Raw genomic sequence first — 15,455 nt, 5'->3', positions numbered from 1 at the left:
CGCACCGCGCACCGCCACGAAGGCGTCGCGCCGCGCGGCGAATCAGTGCTTCACTTCGCCGATCAGCGCGACCGAATCGAACGCACGCTGGTTCGCCTGGTGGCGGCGCATCACGACGAACATCATCAGGCAGACGAAGGTGCCGAACAGCACGATCACGGTGGACACCGGCACGTCGAGCCACACGAGCGCCGCGTACAGGCACAGCATCACGAGCACCGACAGGTTCTCGTTGAAATTCTGCACCGCAATGGAGTGCCCCGCCGACAGCAGCACGTGCCCGCGATGCTGCAGCAGCGCATTCATCGGCACGACGAAGAAGCCCGACAGCGCGCCGACGAACATCAGGAACAGATACGCGATCACGAGATAACCCGGCACGTGCATGCGGCCGAAGTAGAAGCCCCAGTGCGACGGGAACAGCTGCCTCGTGTAGAACGCCATCAGCATCACCGCGACGCCCATCACGATACCGACCGGCAGCACCGACAACGATTTCTTCAGCGGCACGCGCGCGGCCGCGATCACCGCGCCCGCCGCGACGCCGACCGCGACCACCGCCTGCAGCAGCGCGCCTTCGGACAGCGTCATGCCGAGCGACACTTCCGCCCATTTCAGCACGATGAACTGCAGTGTCGCGCCGGCGCCCCAGAAGAGCGTCGTCACCGCGAGCGAGATCTGGCCGAGCTTGTCGTGCCACAGCACGGTGAAGCATTCCGCGAAGTCGGTGATGAGCTTGATCGGGCCGCGTTCCTGCCGCGGATAGCGTGCGCCGGTGTCCGGAATGCGCAGGTTGAACAGCGCGGCGACCACGTAGATCGCCATGATCACGAGCATCGCGGCTTCGGCGGGCGTGTGGATGTAGGGCGGCGTGTGCCTCAGCACATGCGTCGCGATATGCGGGCTGATCAGCGCGCCGCCCATCACCGTGCCGAGAATGATCGAGCCGACCGTGGTGCCTTCGATCCAGCCGTTCGCGGCGACGAGGCGCTCAGGCGGCAGCAGTTCGGTAAGGATGCCGTACTTCGCGGGCGAGTACGCGGCGGCGCCGAAACCGACGATGCCGTATGCGATCAGCGGATGCGCGCCGACCAGCATGATGACGCAGCCCACCACCTTGATGGTGTTCGTCACGAACATCACGCGGCCCTTCGGGCGGGAGTCTGCGAATGCGCCGACGAAGGCGGCAAGAACGACGTAGGAGAGGACGAAGAACAGCTTGAGCAGCGGCGTCATCCAGTTCGGGGCGTGGAGATCTTTCAGCAACGCAATTGCAGCGATCAGGAGCGCATTGTCGGCCAGCGAGGAAAAAAACTGCGCGGCCATGATCGTGTAAAAACCTTTTTTCATCTGATGCGATGCGTTCCTCGCTGCGGTCCGTCCGCCCTGGTGCATGGTCGGCAACCAGGCTTATTCCGTTCGAAATGGGTTGTGCGCAGGGCTTTATATCACGAAAATAGCTGGATTCGGACTAGCAGAATCCTTGATCGCACCGCCCAGCGGGCTCTCCGGGGCTTGAAAACCCCCTGTAAGCTCATGATTCGCAAGCGTCTTTACGTAAAAATCCCATGCCGCGCCCCCTCTCCGCCACGATTCATACCTCCGCCCTTGCCAATAATCTCGCAGTCGCGCGCAAATACGCGCCGAACTCACGAATCTGGGCGGTAGTGAAGGCCAATGCGTATGGCCACGGTCTCGCGCGAGCGTTCCCCGGGCTGCGCGCAACCGACGGTTTCGGACTGCTGGATCTCGAAGAAGCGGTGAAGCTGCGCGAGCTCGGCTGGGCCGGTCCGATCCTGCTGCTGGAAGGCTTCTTCCGCCCAACCGACATCGACGTGATCGATCGTTACAGCCTGACGACCGTCGTGCATTCGGACGAACAGTTGCGCATGCTCGAAATGGCGCGTCTGTCGAAGCCCGTCAACATCCAGCTGAAGATGAACAGCGGCATGAACCGCCTCGGCTACACGCCGGAGCGTTTTCGCGCCGCGTGGGAACGCGCGCGCGCGTGCCAGGGCGTTGGGCAGATCACGCTGATGACGCACTTCTCCGATGCCGACAGCGAACGCGGCATCGCCGAGCAGATGGCAGCGTTCGAGCGCGGCGCGCAGGGCATCGCGGGCGCGCGTTCGCTCGCGAACTCGGCGGCCACGCTGTGGCACCGGCCGTCGCACTTCGACTGGGTGCGGCCCGGCATCATCCTGTACGGCGCGTCGCCGTCGGGCATCTCGAGCGCGATCGAAGGCACCGGCCTGCAGCCGGCCATGACCTTCGCGTCCGAACTGATCGGCGTGCAGACGCTCGCGGAAGGGCAATCGGTCGGCTACGGCTCCACGTTCCGCGCGCGCGGCACGATGCGCATCGGCGTGGTTGCGTGCGGCTACGCGGACGGCTATCCGCGCATCGCGCCGGAAGGCACGCCGGTGATCGTCGACGGCATCCGCACGCAGATCGTCGGACGCGTGTCGATGGACATGCTGACCGTCGACCTGAGCCCGTGTCCGACCGCGAACGTCGGCACGCGCGTCGAGCTGTGGGGCACCACGCTGCCGATCGACGACGTCGCGCATGCGTGCGGCACGATCGGCTACGAACTCATGTGCGCGATCGCGCAACGCGTCCCGGTCCGGGCTGAATAACGGCCTCTGACAGGACCTTTCGCGTGGCAAAACAGAAGACGCTTTACACCTGCACCGAATGCGGCGGCCAGGCGCCGAAGTGGCAGGGCCAGTGCCCCGCGTGCGGCGCATGGAACACGCTCGTCGAGGGCGTGGCCGAGTCGCCGTCCGCGCATCGCTTCCAGGGGCTCGCAAAAACCGCCGTGGTGCAGCGCCTCGCGGACATCGAGGCATCCGATGTGCCGCGCTTCACGACGGGCGTCGGCGAATTCGACCGCGTGCTGGGCGGCGGTCTCGTCGCGGGCGGCGTGGTGCTGATCGGCGGCGATCCGGGCATCGGCAAATCCACGTTGCTGCTGCAGTCGCTCGCGGAGATCGCGGCGGAGCGGCGCGCGCTTTACGTGAGCGGCGAAGAATCGGGCGCGCAGATCGCGCTGCGCGCGCAGCGGCTGGCGCTGCTCGATCCGCAGTCGAAGGCGAGCGAGCTGCAGCTGCTCGCCGAGATCCAGCTCGAAAAGATCCTCGCAACCATCGATGCCGAACGGCCCGACGTCGCGGTGATCGATTCGATCCAGACCATCTATTCCGAAGCGCTGACGTCCGCGCCGGGCTCGGTCGCGCAGGTGCGCGAGTGCGCGGCGCAGCTCACGCGCGTCGCGAAGCAGTCGGGCACCGCGATCATCATGGTCGGTCACGTGACGAAAGAGGGCAATCTCGCGGGGCCGCGCGTGCTCGAGCACATCGTCGACACCGTGCTGTACTTCGAAGGCGACACGCACTCGTCGTTCCGGCTGGTGCGTGCGTTCAAGAACCGCTTCGGCGCGGTCAACGAGCTTGGCGTGTTCGCGATGACCGAGCGTGGTCTGCGCGGCGTCGCGAATCCTTCCGCGCTGTTTCTGTCGCAGCACGAGCAGACGGTGCCCGGTTCGTGCGTGCTGGTCACGCAGGAAGGCACGCGGCCGTTGCTCGTCGAAATCCAGGCGCTCGTCGATACGGCGAACGTGCCGAATCCGCGGCGGCTCGCGGTGGGCCTCGAACAGAACCGTCTCGCGCTGCTGCTCGCGGTGCTGCACCGGCACGCGGGCATCGCGTGCTTCGATCAGGACGTGTTCCTGAACGCGGTGGGCGGCGTGAAGATCACCGAGCCGGCTGCCGACCTCGCGGTGCTACTCGCGATCCATTCGTCGATGCGCAACAAGCCGCTGCCGAAGGGGCTGATCGTATTCGGCGAAGTGGGGCTGGCGGGCGAGATCCGTCCGTCGCCGCGCGGTCAGGAGCGTTTGAAGGAAGCCGCGAAGCTCGGCTTTTCAGTCGCGCTGATTCCGAAGGCGAACGCGCCGAAGCAGCCGGTGGAAGGGCTGAACGTGATCGCGGTGGAGCGTATCGAACAGGCGATCGATCGTATCCGCACGCTCGAGTAGCAGCGTGTCGCACCCTGATATTCCGGAGGTTTCGCACGGGAACGTGACCGTATTTCAGACGTAATAGACGGTAAAGTTGCCGTTAGCCGTTGTAACCCCTGGGCTTCGTGATTTCCCCTAAGCTGGACGCATGAATCAGTCCGTGCCAGCGGGAAAGGATCGACTCTTGAAACCGTCTTCTCAAGCCAGCGCCAGCGAACGTCTGATGAGGCTGCGCGGGTGCCGTGTGTCCGAGCCGATCAACCGGCCGTGGGGCGGCTCGTGCCGCATCGTCGAATGGATCGACGCGACGGGGCAGATTTCGCGTCGCGTCGTGGCCGAAGACGTGACCGTCGCGCAGGTGCGTGCGACGATCCAGCAACACGTTCAAGGCCGCAAGCACACGCTGCTCGACGACGAGGGCTCGCCGCGTCAGACCTTGCCGCGGCGCTGAGTGTTTGCGCCGCTTGTCATCCGGGCTACTTGAACCGCTGCAGCGTCGTATGCCACGGGTTGTGCGGTTGGGGTTGCGGCTTCGCTTCGGTGTCCTTGTCGGATGGCGTGTGAGGCGTAGCTGACGTGTCGTCCTGTTGCGCAGGTCGCCGCGCTTCCTGCACTGCCGCGTCATCATCCTCTTCCAGATCGAGATCCGCGAACTCGTCGTCGTCATCGGGTGCATTCGGATCGAACAGCCGGTGGCGGCTCGCCTCGTCCGGCGTCAGCACCGGCGACACGCAGCAGTCGAGCGGCTCCAGCAACGCAACCCATTCATCGAGCGGCCGCTTTGCAATCAGCGTTTCGACGTCATGGACGAGCGCGGCCGCATCGGCGCCGCCGATCGCCTGACCCTGGCTCCAGTGGCGGCTTGCCCACGCGGGCTGCCCGATCGCATTGCAGAACGTCTCCCAGAATTTGAACTCGAGCGCGCCGACTGCGAGCCAGCGGTCGTCCTGCGTGCGGTACAGGTTGTAGCAGGGCACGCCGCCGTTCAGCAGGCCTTTGCCGGCGCGGGTGGCGTCGTGCGGTTCCGGCGCGGGCCTGCTGCCGGGCGCGGCTTCCTGCTGCGCCCGCGCGTTGGCGAGTGCGATGTGCGCGACGATGTTGTTCGAGTAGCTGGAGTGCGTCATCGATACGTCGATGAAGCGTCCTTTGCCGCCGCGCGCGACCTGCCATAGCGCAGCGAGAATCTGCGTGACTGCTGTCAGCGCGCCGCCCAGCAGATCCGCGATCTGGAAGTTCGGCAGCACCGGCACGCCGTCGCGCGACGACAGCTGGTCGAGCACGCCTGCATACGCGATGTAGTTCAGATCGTGACCGGGCCGCGCGGACAACGGCCCCTGCGAACCGTACCCGCTGATCGAGCAGTACACGAGCTTCGGGTTGATTGCGTGCAGCGTGTCGTAGCCGACGCCGAGACGCGCCATCACGCCTGGCCGGAAGCTCTCGATCAGCACGTCCGCCTCGCGCGCGAGCGCTTCCAGCACCTTGCGGCCGTTTTCGGATTTCAGGTCGAGCCGCGTCTCGCGTTTGCCGCGGTTGACGATGCGATAGAACGCGCCCGGCTTGCCGGCGATGCGGTCGGCGCTGCTCTGCATCATCTTGCGGGATTCGTCGCCGGCGCCCGCGGGGGCCTCGATCTTTAGCACGTCGGCGCCCAGCTCGGCGAGCCGCAGCGTGGCGACGGGACCGGGCAGGAGGCGCGTCAGATCCAGCACGCGCAGGCCTTGCAGTGGAGCGTTGACAGGTACTTCGGACGACGACACGTTCACCTCACGTCGAGTCTTGCTGGCGCGTTGCACGCACGCATGCGCATGTGCCTGCGTTAGTGCCTGCGAATGCAGTTCGCGTCAGCCGATCTGTTCCAGTTCTTCGTGCGCTTCGAGCCATTCGGCTTCGAGCGTTTCGAGACGTCCGGCAACATCCGCCTGCCGCCTGATCGCCTCGGTCAGCTTTGCCTTCTTCTCCGGCTCGTAGCTTGCCGGGTCGGCGACGAATGCATCGAGCGTCGCCTTCTCCGCATTCAGTGTATCCATTTCCTTCTCGATCTTCGCGATCCGCGTCTGCAGCGGCTTCTTCAGATGCGCGAGACGCTGGCGCGTTTCCGCTTCGAGCCGGCGTTGCTCCTTGCGGTTCGAACCGGCGTTCAGATCGTCACCAGAGCCAGAGCCGGTGCCATCGCCCGTCGCTCCGTTCGCTGCCGCCTTCAGCGCCGCGCGCTGTTCGGCGGCGTGCTGCAGCAGCCAGTCGCGGTAGTCGTCGAGGTCGCCGTCGAACGGCTGAAGGCGATGCTTCGCAACCAGCATGAACTGGTCCGTCGTCGCGCGCAGCAGGTGCCGGTCGTGCGACACGAGGATCAGCGTGCCTTCGAACTGCGCGAGCGCCATCGTCAGCGCGTGACGCGTTTCGAGGTCGAGGTGATTGGTCGGTTCGTCGAGCAGCAGCAGGTTTGGCTTCTGCCAGATGATCAGCGCGAGCGCGAGCCGCGCCTTCTCGCCGCCGGAGAACGGACCGATCGGCGAGGTGGCCATCTCGCCGGGGAAATTGAAGCCGCCGAGGAAGTCGCGCAGCTCCTGCTCGCGCGTATCCGGCGCGAGGCGCGCGATGTGCTGCAGCGGGGTATCGTCCGTGCGCAGCGTTTCGAGCTGGTGCTGCGCGAAGTAGCCGACGCGCAGCCCGCGGCCTTCGCGCACGTGGCCGCTGAGCGCTTCGAGCGTGCCCGCGAGCGTCTTGATCAGCGTCGACTTGCCCTGACCGTTCGCGCCGAGCAGTCCAATACGCTGGCCGCTCTGGATCGACAGCGTGACGCCATTCACGATTACGATCTCGCCCGCCGGATCGTCGGGCGGGCGGTAGCCGCAGCGCACGTCTTCCATCACGAGCATCGGGTTCGGCGCGGCGTCCGGCGTGCGGAATTCGAACGTGAACGGCGAGGCCGCGTGTGCCGGCGCGATCAGCTCCATCTTTTCGAGCGCTTTCATGCGGCTCTGCGCCTGGCGCGCCTTGGTGGCTTTCGCCTTGAAGCGGTCGATGAAGCTCTGCAGGTGCGCGACCGTTTTCTGCTGCTTCTCGTAGGTGCTCTGCTGCAACGCGAGCTGCTGCGCGCGCAGCACTTCGAATTGCGAATAGTTGCCGCCGTAGCGCTTCACCTGCTGCTGCTCCAGATGCAGCGTGACGTTGCAGATCGAATCGAGGAACTCGCGGTCGTGCGAGATCACCACCAGCGTTCCAGCGTAGCGCTTCAGCCAGTCTTCGAGCCAGACGATCGCGTCGAGGTCGAGGTGGTTGGTCGGTTCGTCGAGCAGCAGCAGATCGGAGCGGCACATCAGCGCCTGCGCGAGGTTCAGGCGCATGCGCCAGCCGCCCGAAAAGCTCGCGACCGGCTCGCGCGTCTGCTCCAGCGTGAAGCCGAGACCGAGCAGCAACGCCTCGGCGCGTGCCGGTGCGGTGTAGCCGTCGGCGTCGGCGAACGCGGTGTGCGCTTCGGCTTCCGCGGCGCCGTCGTGCGCGGCGGAAGCGGCGGCGATACGCGTTTCGATCGCGCGCAGTGCGGCGTCGCCGTCGAGGGTGTACGCGAGCGCGGTTCTATCGACCGCCGGGGTTTCCTGCGCGACGTGCGCGATCTGCCACGACGGCGGCAGCGCCACATCGCCGCCATCCGCGTGCAGTTCGCCGCGCAGCACGGAGAAGAGCGTGGATTTGCCGGCGCCGTTCGCGCCGACCAGCCCGGCCTTTTCGCCGGGATTGAGCGTGAACGAGGTGCTGTCGAAGAGCGGCTTGGTGCCGCGCGCGAGACTGAACTGGTTGAAGCGGATCACAGCGTGCCACGAAGGAGAAAACCCGTATTCTAGACTGCTGCCGCCGGCCACGGGATCGACCGGATGGCCATGCGCGGCATCGTCCGTCCGGCTAGCCATCCGGCCAGGTGCACTGATGCGCGCAATTCGCCTAGACTGCGGGTTCCCAGTTTCCGAGGACACCACCCATGAGCACGATTTACACGTTCACCGCGCAGGCGCTCAACGGCGAGACGATCTCGCTGGACCGCTATCGGGGCAAGGTTCTGCTGATCGTCAACACGGCGAGCGAATGCGGCTTCACGCCGCAGTACGCGGGCCTGCAGAAACTGCACGAGGAGTATGCGGCGCGCGGTCTCGAGGTGCTCGGCTTTCCGTGCAACCAGTTCGGCAAGCAGGAACCGGGCGACGCCGGGCAGATCGGCAGCTTCTGCGAGCAGAACTACGGCGTCACGTTCCAGATGTTCGACAAGATCGAAGTGAACGGCGCCAGCGCGCATCCGCTGTACCGCCATCTGACGAGCGAGGCGCCGGGCATCCTCGGGCTCGAGGGCATCAAGTGGAACTTCACGAAGTTTCTGGTGGACCGGGACGGCAACGTCGTGGAACGCTACGCGCCCACCACGAAGCCCGACGCGCTCACGGCCGATATCGAGAAGCTGCTGTAAAAGCCGCTGTGCGGCATGCGCTGGAACGGAGGCGCTAGAGGATCGGCGAGAAGAGCCGCGCGAGGTGCATCGTCACGCGGCGCCACGCTGGCGCGCGACGGTACTCGGTGCGATCGATCTCGTATGCGTCCGCGAAGTCGCGCAGCAGCATCGCCTCGACTTCGGCGGCAAAGCCGCGGTCGACGGTCAGCACCATCACCTCGAAGTTCAGGCGGAACGAGCGGTTGTCGAGATTGGCGCTGCCGATTGCCGCGGCAACGTCGTCGATCAGCACGACCTTCTGATGCAGGAAGCCCGGGCGGTAGCGGAAGATGCGGATGCCGGAGCGCACCGCGTCGAATGCGTACAGCTTGGACGCCTCGAACACCACGTAGTGATCGCGCCGCGACGGAATCAGGATCCGCACGTCCACGCCACGCAGCACCGCGAGGCGCAGCGCGCCGAGCACGGCTTCGTCGGGAACGAGGTAGGGCGTCGTGATCCAGACCCGCTCGCGTGCCGCGTTGATCGATTCGACGAAAAAGAGCGAGCAGGTCTCGAAGCGGTCCGCGGGGCCCGTCGGCACGACGAGGCAGTGCATGTCCGTTTGCGGACCTTTCGCGGAGCCGGTCGCGGAACGTTCGTCGCCGCCGTTCGGTGCGGTCGGTGTGGCGGCTGGTGTTGCGGCGGCTGTCGCGAGCGTCTGATGCATGATGGCCGCCGCGCCGGTCGTGATCGCGGCCGGGGAGGGCGGCAGCACGATGCCGGCGTTCGCCATCGTCACGGCGATGGTTTGCGTCTGCCGCTGCGTCTGTTGCTGGGTCGGTGAAGCGGTGACGGTTTCCTGCATCGCGGCGCGCTCGTGCGCGAGGTCCGCTTCGATGCGGGCAGATGCCGCGGAGGTCGTCGCTTCGTGCGCGCGGATCGCCTGCGCTGCGGTCGCCTGTGCTGACTTTGCTGCTGGGCCGCGAGCGGCGCTGCCATCGTCAGTTTCCGCGGCCTCGGCACTCTCGGCACCATCGGCATCCTCAGCGCCCTGCATCGGAAACGCCGGCAACTGCTGGGTTGCCCAGTGCCAGTCTTCGGTGAACACGAACTGGATGCTCGCCACCGCGGGCCCGTGCACCTCGATGTGCGTGTCGCGCCACGGCGACAGCGGCGGCCTGGCGCCCAGGTACTCGACGCCGACGTTGTGCCCGCCGACGAACGCGCGCTCGCCGTCCACGGACACGATCTTGCGATGGTTGCGGAAGTTGAGCTGGAAGCGGTTCACGAAGCGCCGGTTGGTCGCGAACGGATGCGTTTCGACGCCGCCCGCGCGCAGCGCCGCGATATAGCGGTGCGGCAGGTCGAAGCTGCCGATGCTGTCGTACAGGAAGTACACGCGCACGCCCCTGGCGGCTTTCGCGATCAGCGCGTCCTTCAGCATCTCGCCGAGCGGATCGGCGCGCACGATGAAGAACTGCACGATGATGTAGCGGCGCGCGTGCTCGATTGCGTCGAGGATCGCGGCGAACGTCGCTTCGCCGTTCACGAGCGTGCGGACCGTGTTGCCGGCGAGAAACGGCATGCCGCCCAGCTGTGTCAGCGAGCGCACGAGCTGCTGGCCGAGCGCATCGGTCGGCAGGCCCGACGACGACTGCCGGTCCCACTCCGGCGGGTGCGCGCGGCGGCGCATCAGCTCGTTCTCGATGCGCCGCGCGTCCGCGTAGCCCGCGAACTTGCTGCGGCCAAGGAACAGATACGGCACGAGCGTGAAGTACGGCATCGCGACGAGCGACACGGCCCACGCGACGGCACCCTGCGACGTGCGCGTGTTCATGACCGCGTGGCACGCCGCGATCAGACCGAGGATGTGCGCGACGACGACGACACTGCCGAGATGTAGCCAGTCGAGATGCATAAGTGTCCGAAATACTGCGGTGCGATCTTCGCGTTATGCCGTGTCGTTCGGAGCACGCCGGACGAAGGCGCGCGGCCGAAGCGGGCGGCTGGCGTGAAGCGGATCGCCGATGCGCTCATCTTACCAGGCCCGCCTGCGCGGTGGGCAGCGCCGCGCCGCAGCAAACTGACGCGTCCGCCCCCATCCGGTGCTTTACACCGGCAGATCGACCGCCTGAATCAGGAACACGTTGTCGTCGCCGGCGCTGGTGGACAGCCACACGATCTCGAGGCCGCCGAACGCCGCTTCGACATGCTCGCGTTCGTTGCCGATCTCGACGACGAGAATGCCGTCTTCGGTCAGCCAGTTGCGCGCCTGCCGGATGATCCGGCGCACGATGTCCATGCCGTCGGCGCCGCCCGCAAGGGCCATTTCCGGCTCGTGACGGTATTCGGGCGGCAGCGCCTTCATCGATTCCGCGTTCACGTACGGCGGATTCGTGATGATCACGTCGTAGCGGCGCTCGGGCAGCGGCGTGAACAGATCGCCTTCGAACAGCGCGATCCGCTCGTCGAGCCCGTGCTCGTGCACGTTGCGCTGCGCCACTTCGAGCGCGGGCGCGGACAGGTCGACGGCATCGACGTCGGCGTACGGAAACGCGTCGGCGGCGAGCACCGCGAGGCTGCCCGAACCGGTGCACAGCTCGAGCACCGCTTCCACCTGTTCAGGGTCTTCGACGTATGGCTGCAGTCCGTCCTGCAGCAGTTCGCCGATGAACGAGCGCGGCACGATCACGCGTTCGTCGACATAGAAACGCACGCCGTGCATCCACGCTTCGCGCGTGATGTACGCGGCCGGCACGCGTTCGGCCGCGCGTCGTTCGATCACGGCCAGCACGGTCTGGATCTCGGCCTCGGTCAGGCGCGCGTCGAGAAACGGATCGAGCATGTCGAGCGGCAGATGCAGCGTGTGCAGGATCAGGTACACGGCTTCGTCGTACGCATTGGTCGAGCCGTGGCCGAACGCGAGGCCGGCGGAGCCGAAGCGGGTCACCGCGAAGCGCAGCAGGTCGCGGATGGTCACGAAGGGGGTGGTCGTCATCGCAAGGTCTCCCGGATGATGTTCGATAGCGGTGCGGCCAGCGGTGCGGCCATTACGCGATCAGCAGTTCGAGCACGCGCCGGTATACGTTCTTCAGCGGCTCGATGAACGCGACTTCGACGTGCTCGTCGATCTTGTGGATGCTGCCGTTCGGCGGCCCGAACTCGATCACCTGATCGCAGATGCGCGCGATGAAACGGCCGTCGGACGTGCCGCCGGTCGTCGACAGTTCGGTCGTCACGCCGGTTTCCGCGCGGATCGCCTGTTCGAGCGCGCCCGACAGCTCGCCGCGCGGTGTGAGGAACGGCAGGCCGCTCACGGTCCACGTCAGTTCGTAGTCGAGGCCATGGCGGTCGAGGATCGCGTGCACGCGTTGCTGCAAGCCTTCCACCGTGCTCGCGGTCGAGAAGCGGAAATTGAACATCACGTCCGCGTGACCCGGGATCACGTTGGTCGCGCCGGTGCCGCTGTGCAGGTTCGACACCTGCCAGGTGGTGGGCGGGAAGTATTCGTTGCCTTCGTCCCAGCGCTCGGCGACGAGTTCGGCGAGCGCGGGCGCAAGCAGATGCACCGGATTTTTCGCGAGATGCGGATAGGCGATGTGACCCTGCACGCCCTTCACGATCAGCGTGCCGGACATCGAGCCGCGCCGGCCGTTCTTGACCATGTCGCCCAGGGTGGCGGACGACGTCGGTTCGCCGACGATGCAGTAGTCGAGCCGCTCGCCGCGCGCCTGCAGCGCTTCGATAACCTTGACGGTGCCGTCGGTGGCGGGGCCTTCCTCGTCGCTCGTGATCAGGAACGCGAACGAGCCGCGATGCTGCGGATGCTTCGCGACGAACTCCTCGCTCGCCACCACGAAGCCGGCGATCGACGCCTTCATGTCCGCCGCGCCGCGGCCGTACAGCTTGCCGTCGCGATGGGTCGGTTCGAACGGCGGCGAACTCCACTGTTCGAGCGGGCCGGTCGGCACGACGTCGGTGTGGCCCGCGAACGCGAGCAGCTTGCCGGCCGCGCCGTCGGTGCCGCGCCTGACCGCCCACAGGTTGGTGACGCCGTGCGATTCGATCGTCTCGCAGTGAAAGCCGAGCGCCGACAGGCGTTCGATCAGCAGTTGCTGGCAGTGCTGGTCGTCTGGCGTGACGGACGCGCGGGCGATCAGCTGTTCGGTAAGGGCAAGCGTGCCGGACATGGATTCAGTACCACTTTCAGATGAAAAAATGCCGGCCTGGCGGTGGGCCGGGCCGGCAACAGCGTGTATTCGAAGCGCGGACGCAAGCAGCCGAACAGCGAGCCCGCGATCAGCTCGAACTACGAGCCGAACAGCGTCTCGTACTGCTCCGCCGCGAAGCCGAGCGTCTTCACGCGGCCGTCGACCACGACCACCGGCCGCTTGATCACGGACGGCTTGTGGATCATCAGCGCGATCGCGCCGGTTTCGCTATCGGCCTCGGCCTTCATGTCGTCCGACAGCGCGCGCCATGTCGTGCCGCGGCGGTTGACGAGCGATTCGAGCGACACGTCCTTCAGCCAGTCGCGCACGAGCGGTTCGGACACGCCGGCTTTCTTGAAGTCGTGAAACTCGAACTCGACGCCGTGTTCCTCGAGCCACACGCGCGCTTTCTTCACGGTGTCGCAGTTCGGAATGCCGTACACGACGACGGTGCGCTTGCCTCCGCGCGCCATCAGTCGCCTCGCAGCAGTTCGTTGAGGCCGACCTTCGCGCGCGTCTTCGCGTCGACCTTCTTCACGATCACCGCGCAGTAGAGGCTGTGCGTGCCGTCCTTCGCCGGCAGGTTGCCCGCGACGACGACCGAGCCGGCCGGAATGCGGCCGTAGCTCACTTCGCCGGTTTCGCGATCGTAGATCTTCGTGCTCTGGCCGAGGTACACGCCCATCGAGATCACCGAGTTTTCCTCGACGATCACGCCTTCCACCACTTCCGAGCGCGCGCCGATGAAGCAGTTATCTTCGATGATGACGGGGTTCGCCTGCAGCGGTTCCAGCACGCCGCCGATGCCCACGCCGCCCGACAGGTGCACGTTCTTGCCGATCTGCGCGCACGAGCCGACGGTGGCCCACGTATCGACCATCGTGCCTTCGTCCACATACGCGCCGATGTTCGTGTACGACGGCATCAGCACGACGTTCTTCGCGATGAACGAACCGCGGCGCGCGATCGCGGGCGGCACCACGCGGAAGCCGCCGGCCGCGAAGTCTTCAGCGGTGTAGTTCGCGAACTTCGACGGCACCTTGTCGTAGAACTGGGAGTATCCGCCGGCCGGCATCGGCGCGTTGTCTTCGAGACGGAACGACAGCAGCACCGCCTTCTTCAGCCACTGGTTCACGACCCATTCGCCGTCCTTCTTCTCGGCGACGCGCAGCGCGCCTTTGTCGAGCTGCTCGAGCGCGTGCGCGACCGCGTCGCGGACGTCGGCGGGCGCCGACTTCGGCGACAGCTCGGCGCGGTTGTCCCAGGCGGTATCGATGATCTGCTGAAGTTGTTGCGACATGTTGGTGGCTTCTGGAAGTTGATGTCTGAGGAAGAGGGCAGCGCGATGCGAAGAGCCGTGCGAAAAAACCTAACGGCCCAGCGCGCGGCAGAACTCGACGATGCGCCGCGCGCCTTCGATGCATTCGGCGGGCTCGGCGACGAGCGCGATCCGCACGAAGTCGCGGCCCGGATTCGTGCCGTGCGCGGTGCGCGCGAGATACGAGCCGGGCAGAACCGTCACATTATAGTCGGCGTACAGGCGCTGGGCGAACGCGGTATCCGTGAGACCGGTGCGCGCGACGTTCGCCCACAGGTAGAACGCGGCATCGGGCAGGCGCACGTCGAGCACGTCGGCGAGCATCGGCGTCACCGCGGAAAACTTCTGCACGTATTTCGCGCGGTTTTCGCGCACGTGCGCTTCGTCGTTCCACGCGGCGATGCTCGCGGTCTGGTAGACGGTGGACAGCGCGGCGCCGTGATAGGTGCGGTACAGCAGGAACTGCTTGAGGATCGCCGCGTCGCCCGCGACGAAACCCGAGCGCATGCCCGGCACGTTCGAGCGCTTCGACAGGCTCGACAGCATCACGAGACGCTCGTAGCCGCGGCCGAGCTGATGCGCAGCCTGCAGCCCGCCGAGCGGCGGCGTCGCTTCGTCGAAGTAGATCTCCGAATAGCATTCGTCCGATGCGATCACGAAGCCGTGGCGGTCCGACAGCGCGAAAAGTTCGCGCCAGTCGTCGAGCGTCATCACCGCGCCGGTCGGATTGCCCGGCGAACACACGTAGACGAGCTGCGTGCGGGCCCAGACGTCGTCGGGCACGACCGAGTAGTCGCACGCGAAGTTGCGCGCCGGATCGCTGTTCACGAAGTACGGCTCCGCGTCGCCGAGCAGCGCCGCGCCTTCGTAGATCTGGTAGAACGGGTTCGGGCAGATTACGATGGCGCGTTGCGCCGGATCGCGCGTCGCGTTCGTGCCGCCGAGGGTCGGATCCAGCACCGTCTGCGCGAGCGCGAAGAGCGCCTCGCGCGAGCCCGCCACCGGCAGCACCTGGGTTTTCGGGTCGAGCGGCGGCAGATGGTAGCGCTGCGTGGCCCAGCGCGCGATCGCTTCGCGCAGCGGCTCGGAGCCGAGCGTCGCGGGGTACGAGGCCAGGCCGCCCAGCGCATCGATCACCGCCTGGCGGATGAACGGCGGCGTAGGGTGTTTCGGTTCGCCGATGCCGAAGCTGATGTGACGCAGGTCCGCGTTCGGCGTGACGCCCCGGAACAGCTCGCGCAGCTTTTCGAACGGGTAGGTCTGGAGAGAGTCGAGTAACGGATTCACTTTGGCTCGGGCGGAACGAAAAGGCAGGACGGGCGCGGGATCGCGGTGCAGGCACCGCGCCGCTTAAAGGCCAGCGGCCGCCCGCGTAAAGCGTTCGATTATAACGCGGCTACAGGCCGCCAGCCCGCGTGGGCAGCGCGTTCGAGGGCTTCGCGGGTTTTGTTCAGATAGCGAAGCGGAAGTGGAAAAGACAGT

13 protein-coding genes are annotated in these 15,455 nt (G+C 66.3%); 4 read left to right on the top strand and 9 right to left on the bottom strand.

All coding sequences use genetic code 11. The features are described from left to right. Nucleotides 1–42: 42 nt before the first annotated feature. Nucleotides 43–1,350 carry a lysophospholipid transporter LplT gene (lplT, locus tag DVS29_RS03945; RefSeq protein ID WP_118179145.1) on the bottom strand — a complete coding sequence of 436 codons (1,308 nt, stop codon included), beginning with the start codon at nucleotides 1,348–1,350 and terminating at the stop codon, nucleotides 43–45. A gap of 218 nt (nucleotides 1,351–1,568) precedes the next feature. Between lplT and alr the strand changes: the two genes are divergently transcribed. The 3 genes from alr to DVS29_RS03930 all read left to right on the top strand — a co-directional run bounded on the left by alr (nucleotide 1,569) and on the right by DVS29_RS03930 (nucleotide 4,472). Further along, nucleotides 1,569–2,639: an alanine racemase gene (gene alr, locus DVS29_RS03940; RefSeq protein WP_118179144.1), complete on the top strand. Its 1,071-nt coding sequence runs from the start codon at nucleotides 1,569–1,571 to the stop codon at nucleotides 2,637–2,639. A gap of 23 nt (nucleotides 2,640–2,662) precedes the next feature. Further along, nucleotides 2,663–4,039 carry a DNA repair protein RadA gene (gene radA / locus DVS29_RS03935; RefSeq protein WP_118179143.1) on the top strand — a complete coding sequence of 459 codons (1,377 nt, stop codon included), beginning with the start codon at nucleotides 2,663–2,665 and terminating at the stop codon, nucleotides 4,037–4,039. Between the two features lie 205 nt (nucleotides 4,040–4,244). Further along, nucleotides 4,245–4,472, top strand: a complete 228-nt coding sequence (locus DVS29_RS03930) for a DUF2866 domain-containing protein (RefSeq protein ID WP_420816071.1) — start codon at nucleotides 4,245–4,247, stop codon at nucleotides 4,470–4,472. 25 nt (nucleotides 4,473–4,497) lie between these two features. Here DVS29_RS03930 and DVS29_RS03925 read toward each other — a convergent pair whose 3' ends face one another. After that, the gene (locus DVS29_RS03925; protein WP_118179364.1) at nucleotides 4,498–5,748 is read right to left on the bottom strand and encodes a CaiB/BaiF CoA transferase family protein; all 1,251 of its coding nucleotides are present in this window, start codon (nucleotides 5,746–5,748) and stop codon (nucleotides 4,498–4,500) included. A 117-nt stretch (nucleotides 5,749–5,865) separates the two neighbouring features. Beyond that, nucleotides 5,866–7,833, bottom strand: coding sequence for an ATP-binding cassette domain-containing protein (locus DVS29_RS03920; RefSeq protein WP_118179141.1), 1,968 nt, complete (start codon nucleotides 7,831–7,833; stop codon nucleotides 5,866–5,868). Nucleotides 7,834–8,000: 167 nt separating this feature from the next. On the opposite strand from DVS29_RS03920, the gene DVS29_RS03915 reads away from it, so the two are divergent. After that, nucleotides 8,001–8,480, top strand: coding sequence for a glutathione peroxidase (locus DVS29_RS03915; RefSeq protein WP_118179140.1), 480 nt, complete (start codon nucleotides 8,001–8,003; stop codon nucleotides 8,478–8,480). A 34-nt stretch (nucleotides 8,481–8,514) separates the two neighbouring features. Here the strand turns inward: DVS29_RS03915 and DVS29_RS38305 are convergent, their stop codons facing one another. The 6 genes from DVS29_RS38305 to dapC all read right to left on the bottom strand — a co-directional run bounded on the left by DVS29_RS38305 (nucleotide 8,515) and on the right by dapC (nucleotide 15,260). Continuing rightward, nucleotides 8,515–10,362 (bottom strand): cardiolipin synthase, encoded by a 1,848-nt coding sequence (locus tag DVS29_RS38305; protein ID WP_240655450.1) that lies wholly within the window; start codon nucleotides 10,360–10,362, stop codon nucleotides 8,515–8,517. Between the two features lie 192 nt (nucleotides 10,363–10,554). Beyond that, on the bottom strand, nucleotides 10,555–11,442 hold the full coding sequence (gene prmB, locus DVS29_RS03900) for a 50S ribosomal protein L3 N(5)-glutamine methyltransferase (protein WP_118179139.1): 888 nt from the start codon (nucleotides 11,440–11,442) through the stop codon (nucleotides 10,555–10,557). A 52-nt stretch (nucleotides 11,443–11,494) separates the two neighbouring features. After that, nucleotides 11,495–12,634, bottom strand: coding sequence for a succinyl-diaminopimelate desuccinylase (gene dapE, locus DVS29_RS03895; protein WP_118179138.1), 1,140 nt, complete (start codon nucleotides 12,632–12,634; stop codon nucleotides 11,495–11,497). A gap of 119 nt (nucleotides 12,635–12,753) precedes the next feature. Then, entirely contained in the window at nucleotides 12,754–13,128 is a 375-nt protein-coding gene (locus DVS29_RS03890; RefSeq protein ID WP_118179137.1) for an ArsC family reductase, read from the bottom strand. Further along, nucleotides 13,128–13,955 (bottom strand): 2,3,4,5-tetrahydropyridine-2,6-dicarboxylate N-succinyltransferase, encoded by an 828-nt coding sequence (dapD, locus tag DVS29_RS03885; protein WP_118179136.1) that lies wholly within the window; start codon nucleotides 13,953–13,955, stop codon nucleotides 13,128–13,130. Before dapD ends, DVS29_RS03890 begins: the two co-directional genes overlap by 1 nt. A gap of 69 nt (nucleotides 13,956–14,024) precedes the next feature. Further along, the gene (gene dapC, locus DVS29_RS03880) at nucleotides 14,025–15,260 is read right to left on the bottom strand and encodes a succinyldiaminopimelate transaminase (protein WP_118179135.1); all 1,236 of its coding nucleotides are present in this window, start codon (nucleotides 15,258–15,260) and stop codon (nucleotides 14,025–14,027) included. Nucleotides 15,261–15,455 lie beyond the last annotated feature (195 nt).

Origin of the sequence: Paraburkholderia phosphatilytica (assembly GCF_003443895.1) — a bacterium.
In the GTDB taxonomy this organism is placed as follows: domain Bacteria; phylum Pseudomonadota; class Gammaproteobacteria; order Burkholderiales; family Burkholderiaceae; genus Paraburkholderia; species Paraburkholderia phosphatilytica.
The sequence above is the reverse complement of the archived record's forward strand: the minus strand, read 5'-3'. Positions and strand labels throughout refer to the sequence as shown.

Bases quoted from the DNA above. Each gene is read 5' to 3' on its own strand.
- DVS29_RS03930 (WP_420816071.1), top strand. From the start codon at position 4,245: ATGAGGCTGCGCGGGTGCCGTGTGTCCGAGCCGATCAACCGGCCGTGG.
- DVS29_RS03915 (WP_118179140.1), top strand. From the start codon at position 8,001: ATGAGCACGATTTACACGTTCACCGCGCAGGCGCTCAACGGCGAGACG.
- DVS29_RS38305 (WP_240655450.1), bottom strand. From the start codon at position 10,362: ATGCATCTCGACTGGCTACATCTCGGCAGTGTCGTCGTCGTCGCGCAC.
- dapD (WP_118179136.1), bottom strand. From the start codon at position 13,955: ATGTCGCAACAACTTCAGCAGATCATCGATACCGCCTGGGACAACCGC.
- lplT (WP_118179145.1), bottom strand. From the start codon at position 1,350: ATGAAAAAAGGTTTTTACACGATCATGGCCGCGCAGTTTTTTTCCTCG.
- prmB (WP_118179139.1), bottom strand. From the start codon at position 11,442: ATGACGACCACCCCCTTCGTGACCATCCGCGACCTGCTGCGCTTCGCG.
- dapE (WP_118179138.1), bottom strand. From the start codon at position 12,634: ATGTCCGGCACGCTTGCCCTTACCGAACAGCTGATCGCCCGCGCGTCC.
- DVS29_RS03890 (WP_118179137.1), bottom strand. From the start codon at position 13,128: ATGGCGCGCGGAGGCAAGCGCACCGTCGTCGTGTACGGCATTCCGAAC.
- alr (WP_118179144.1), top strand. From the start codon at position 1,569: ATGCCGCGCCCCCTCTCCGCCACGATTCATACCTCCGCCCTTGCCAAT.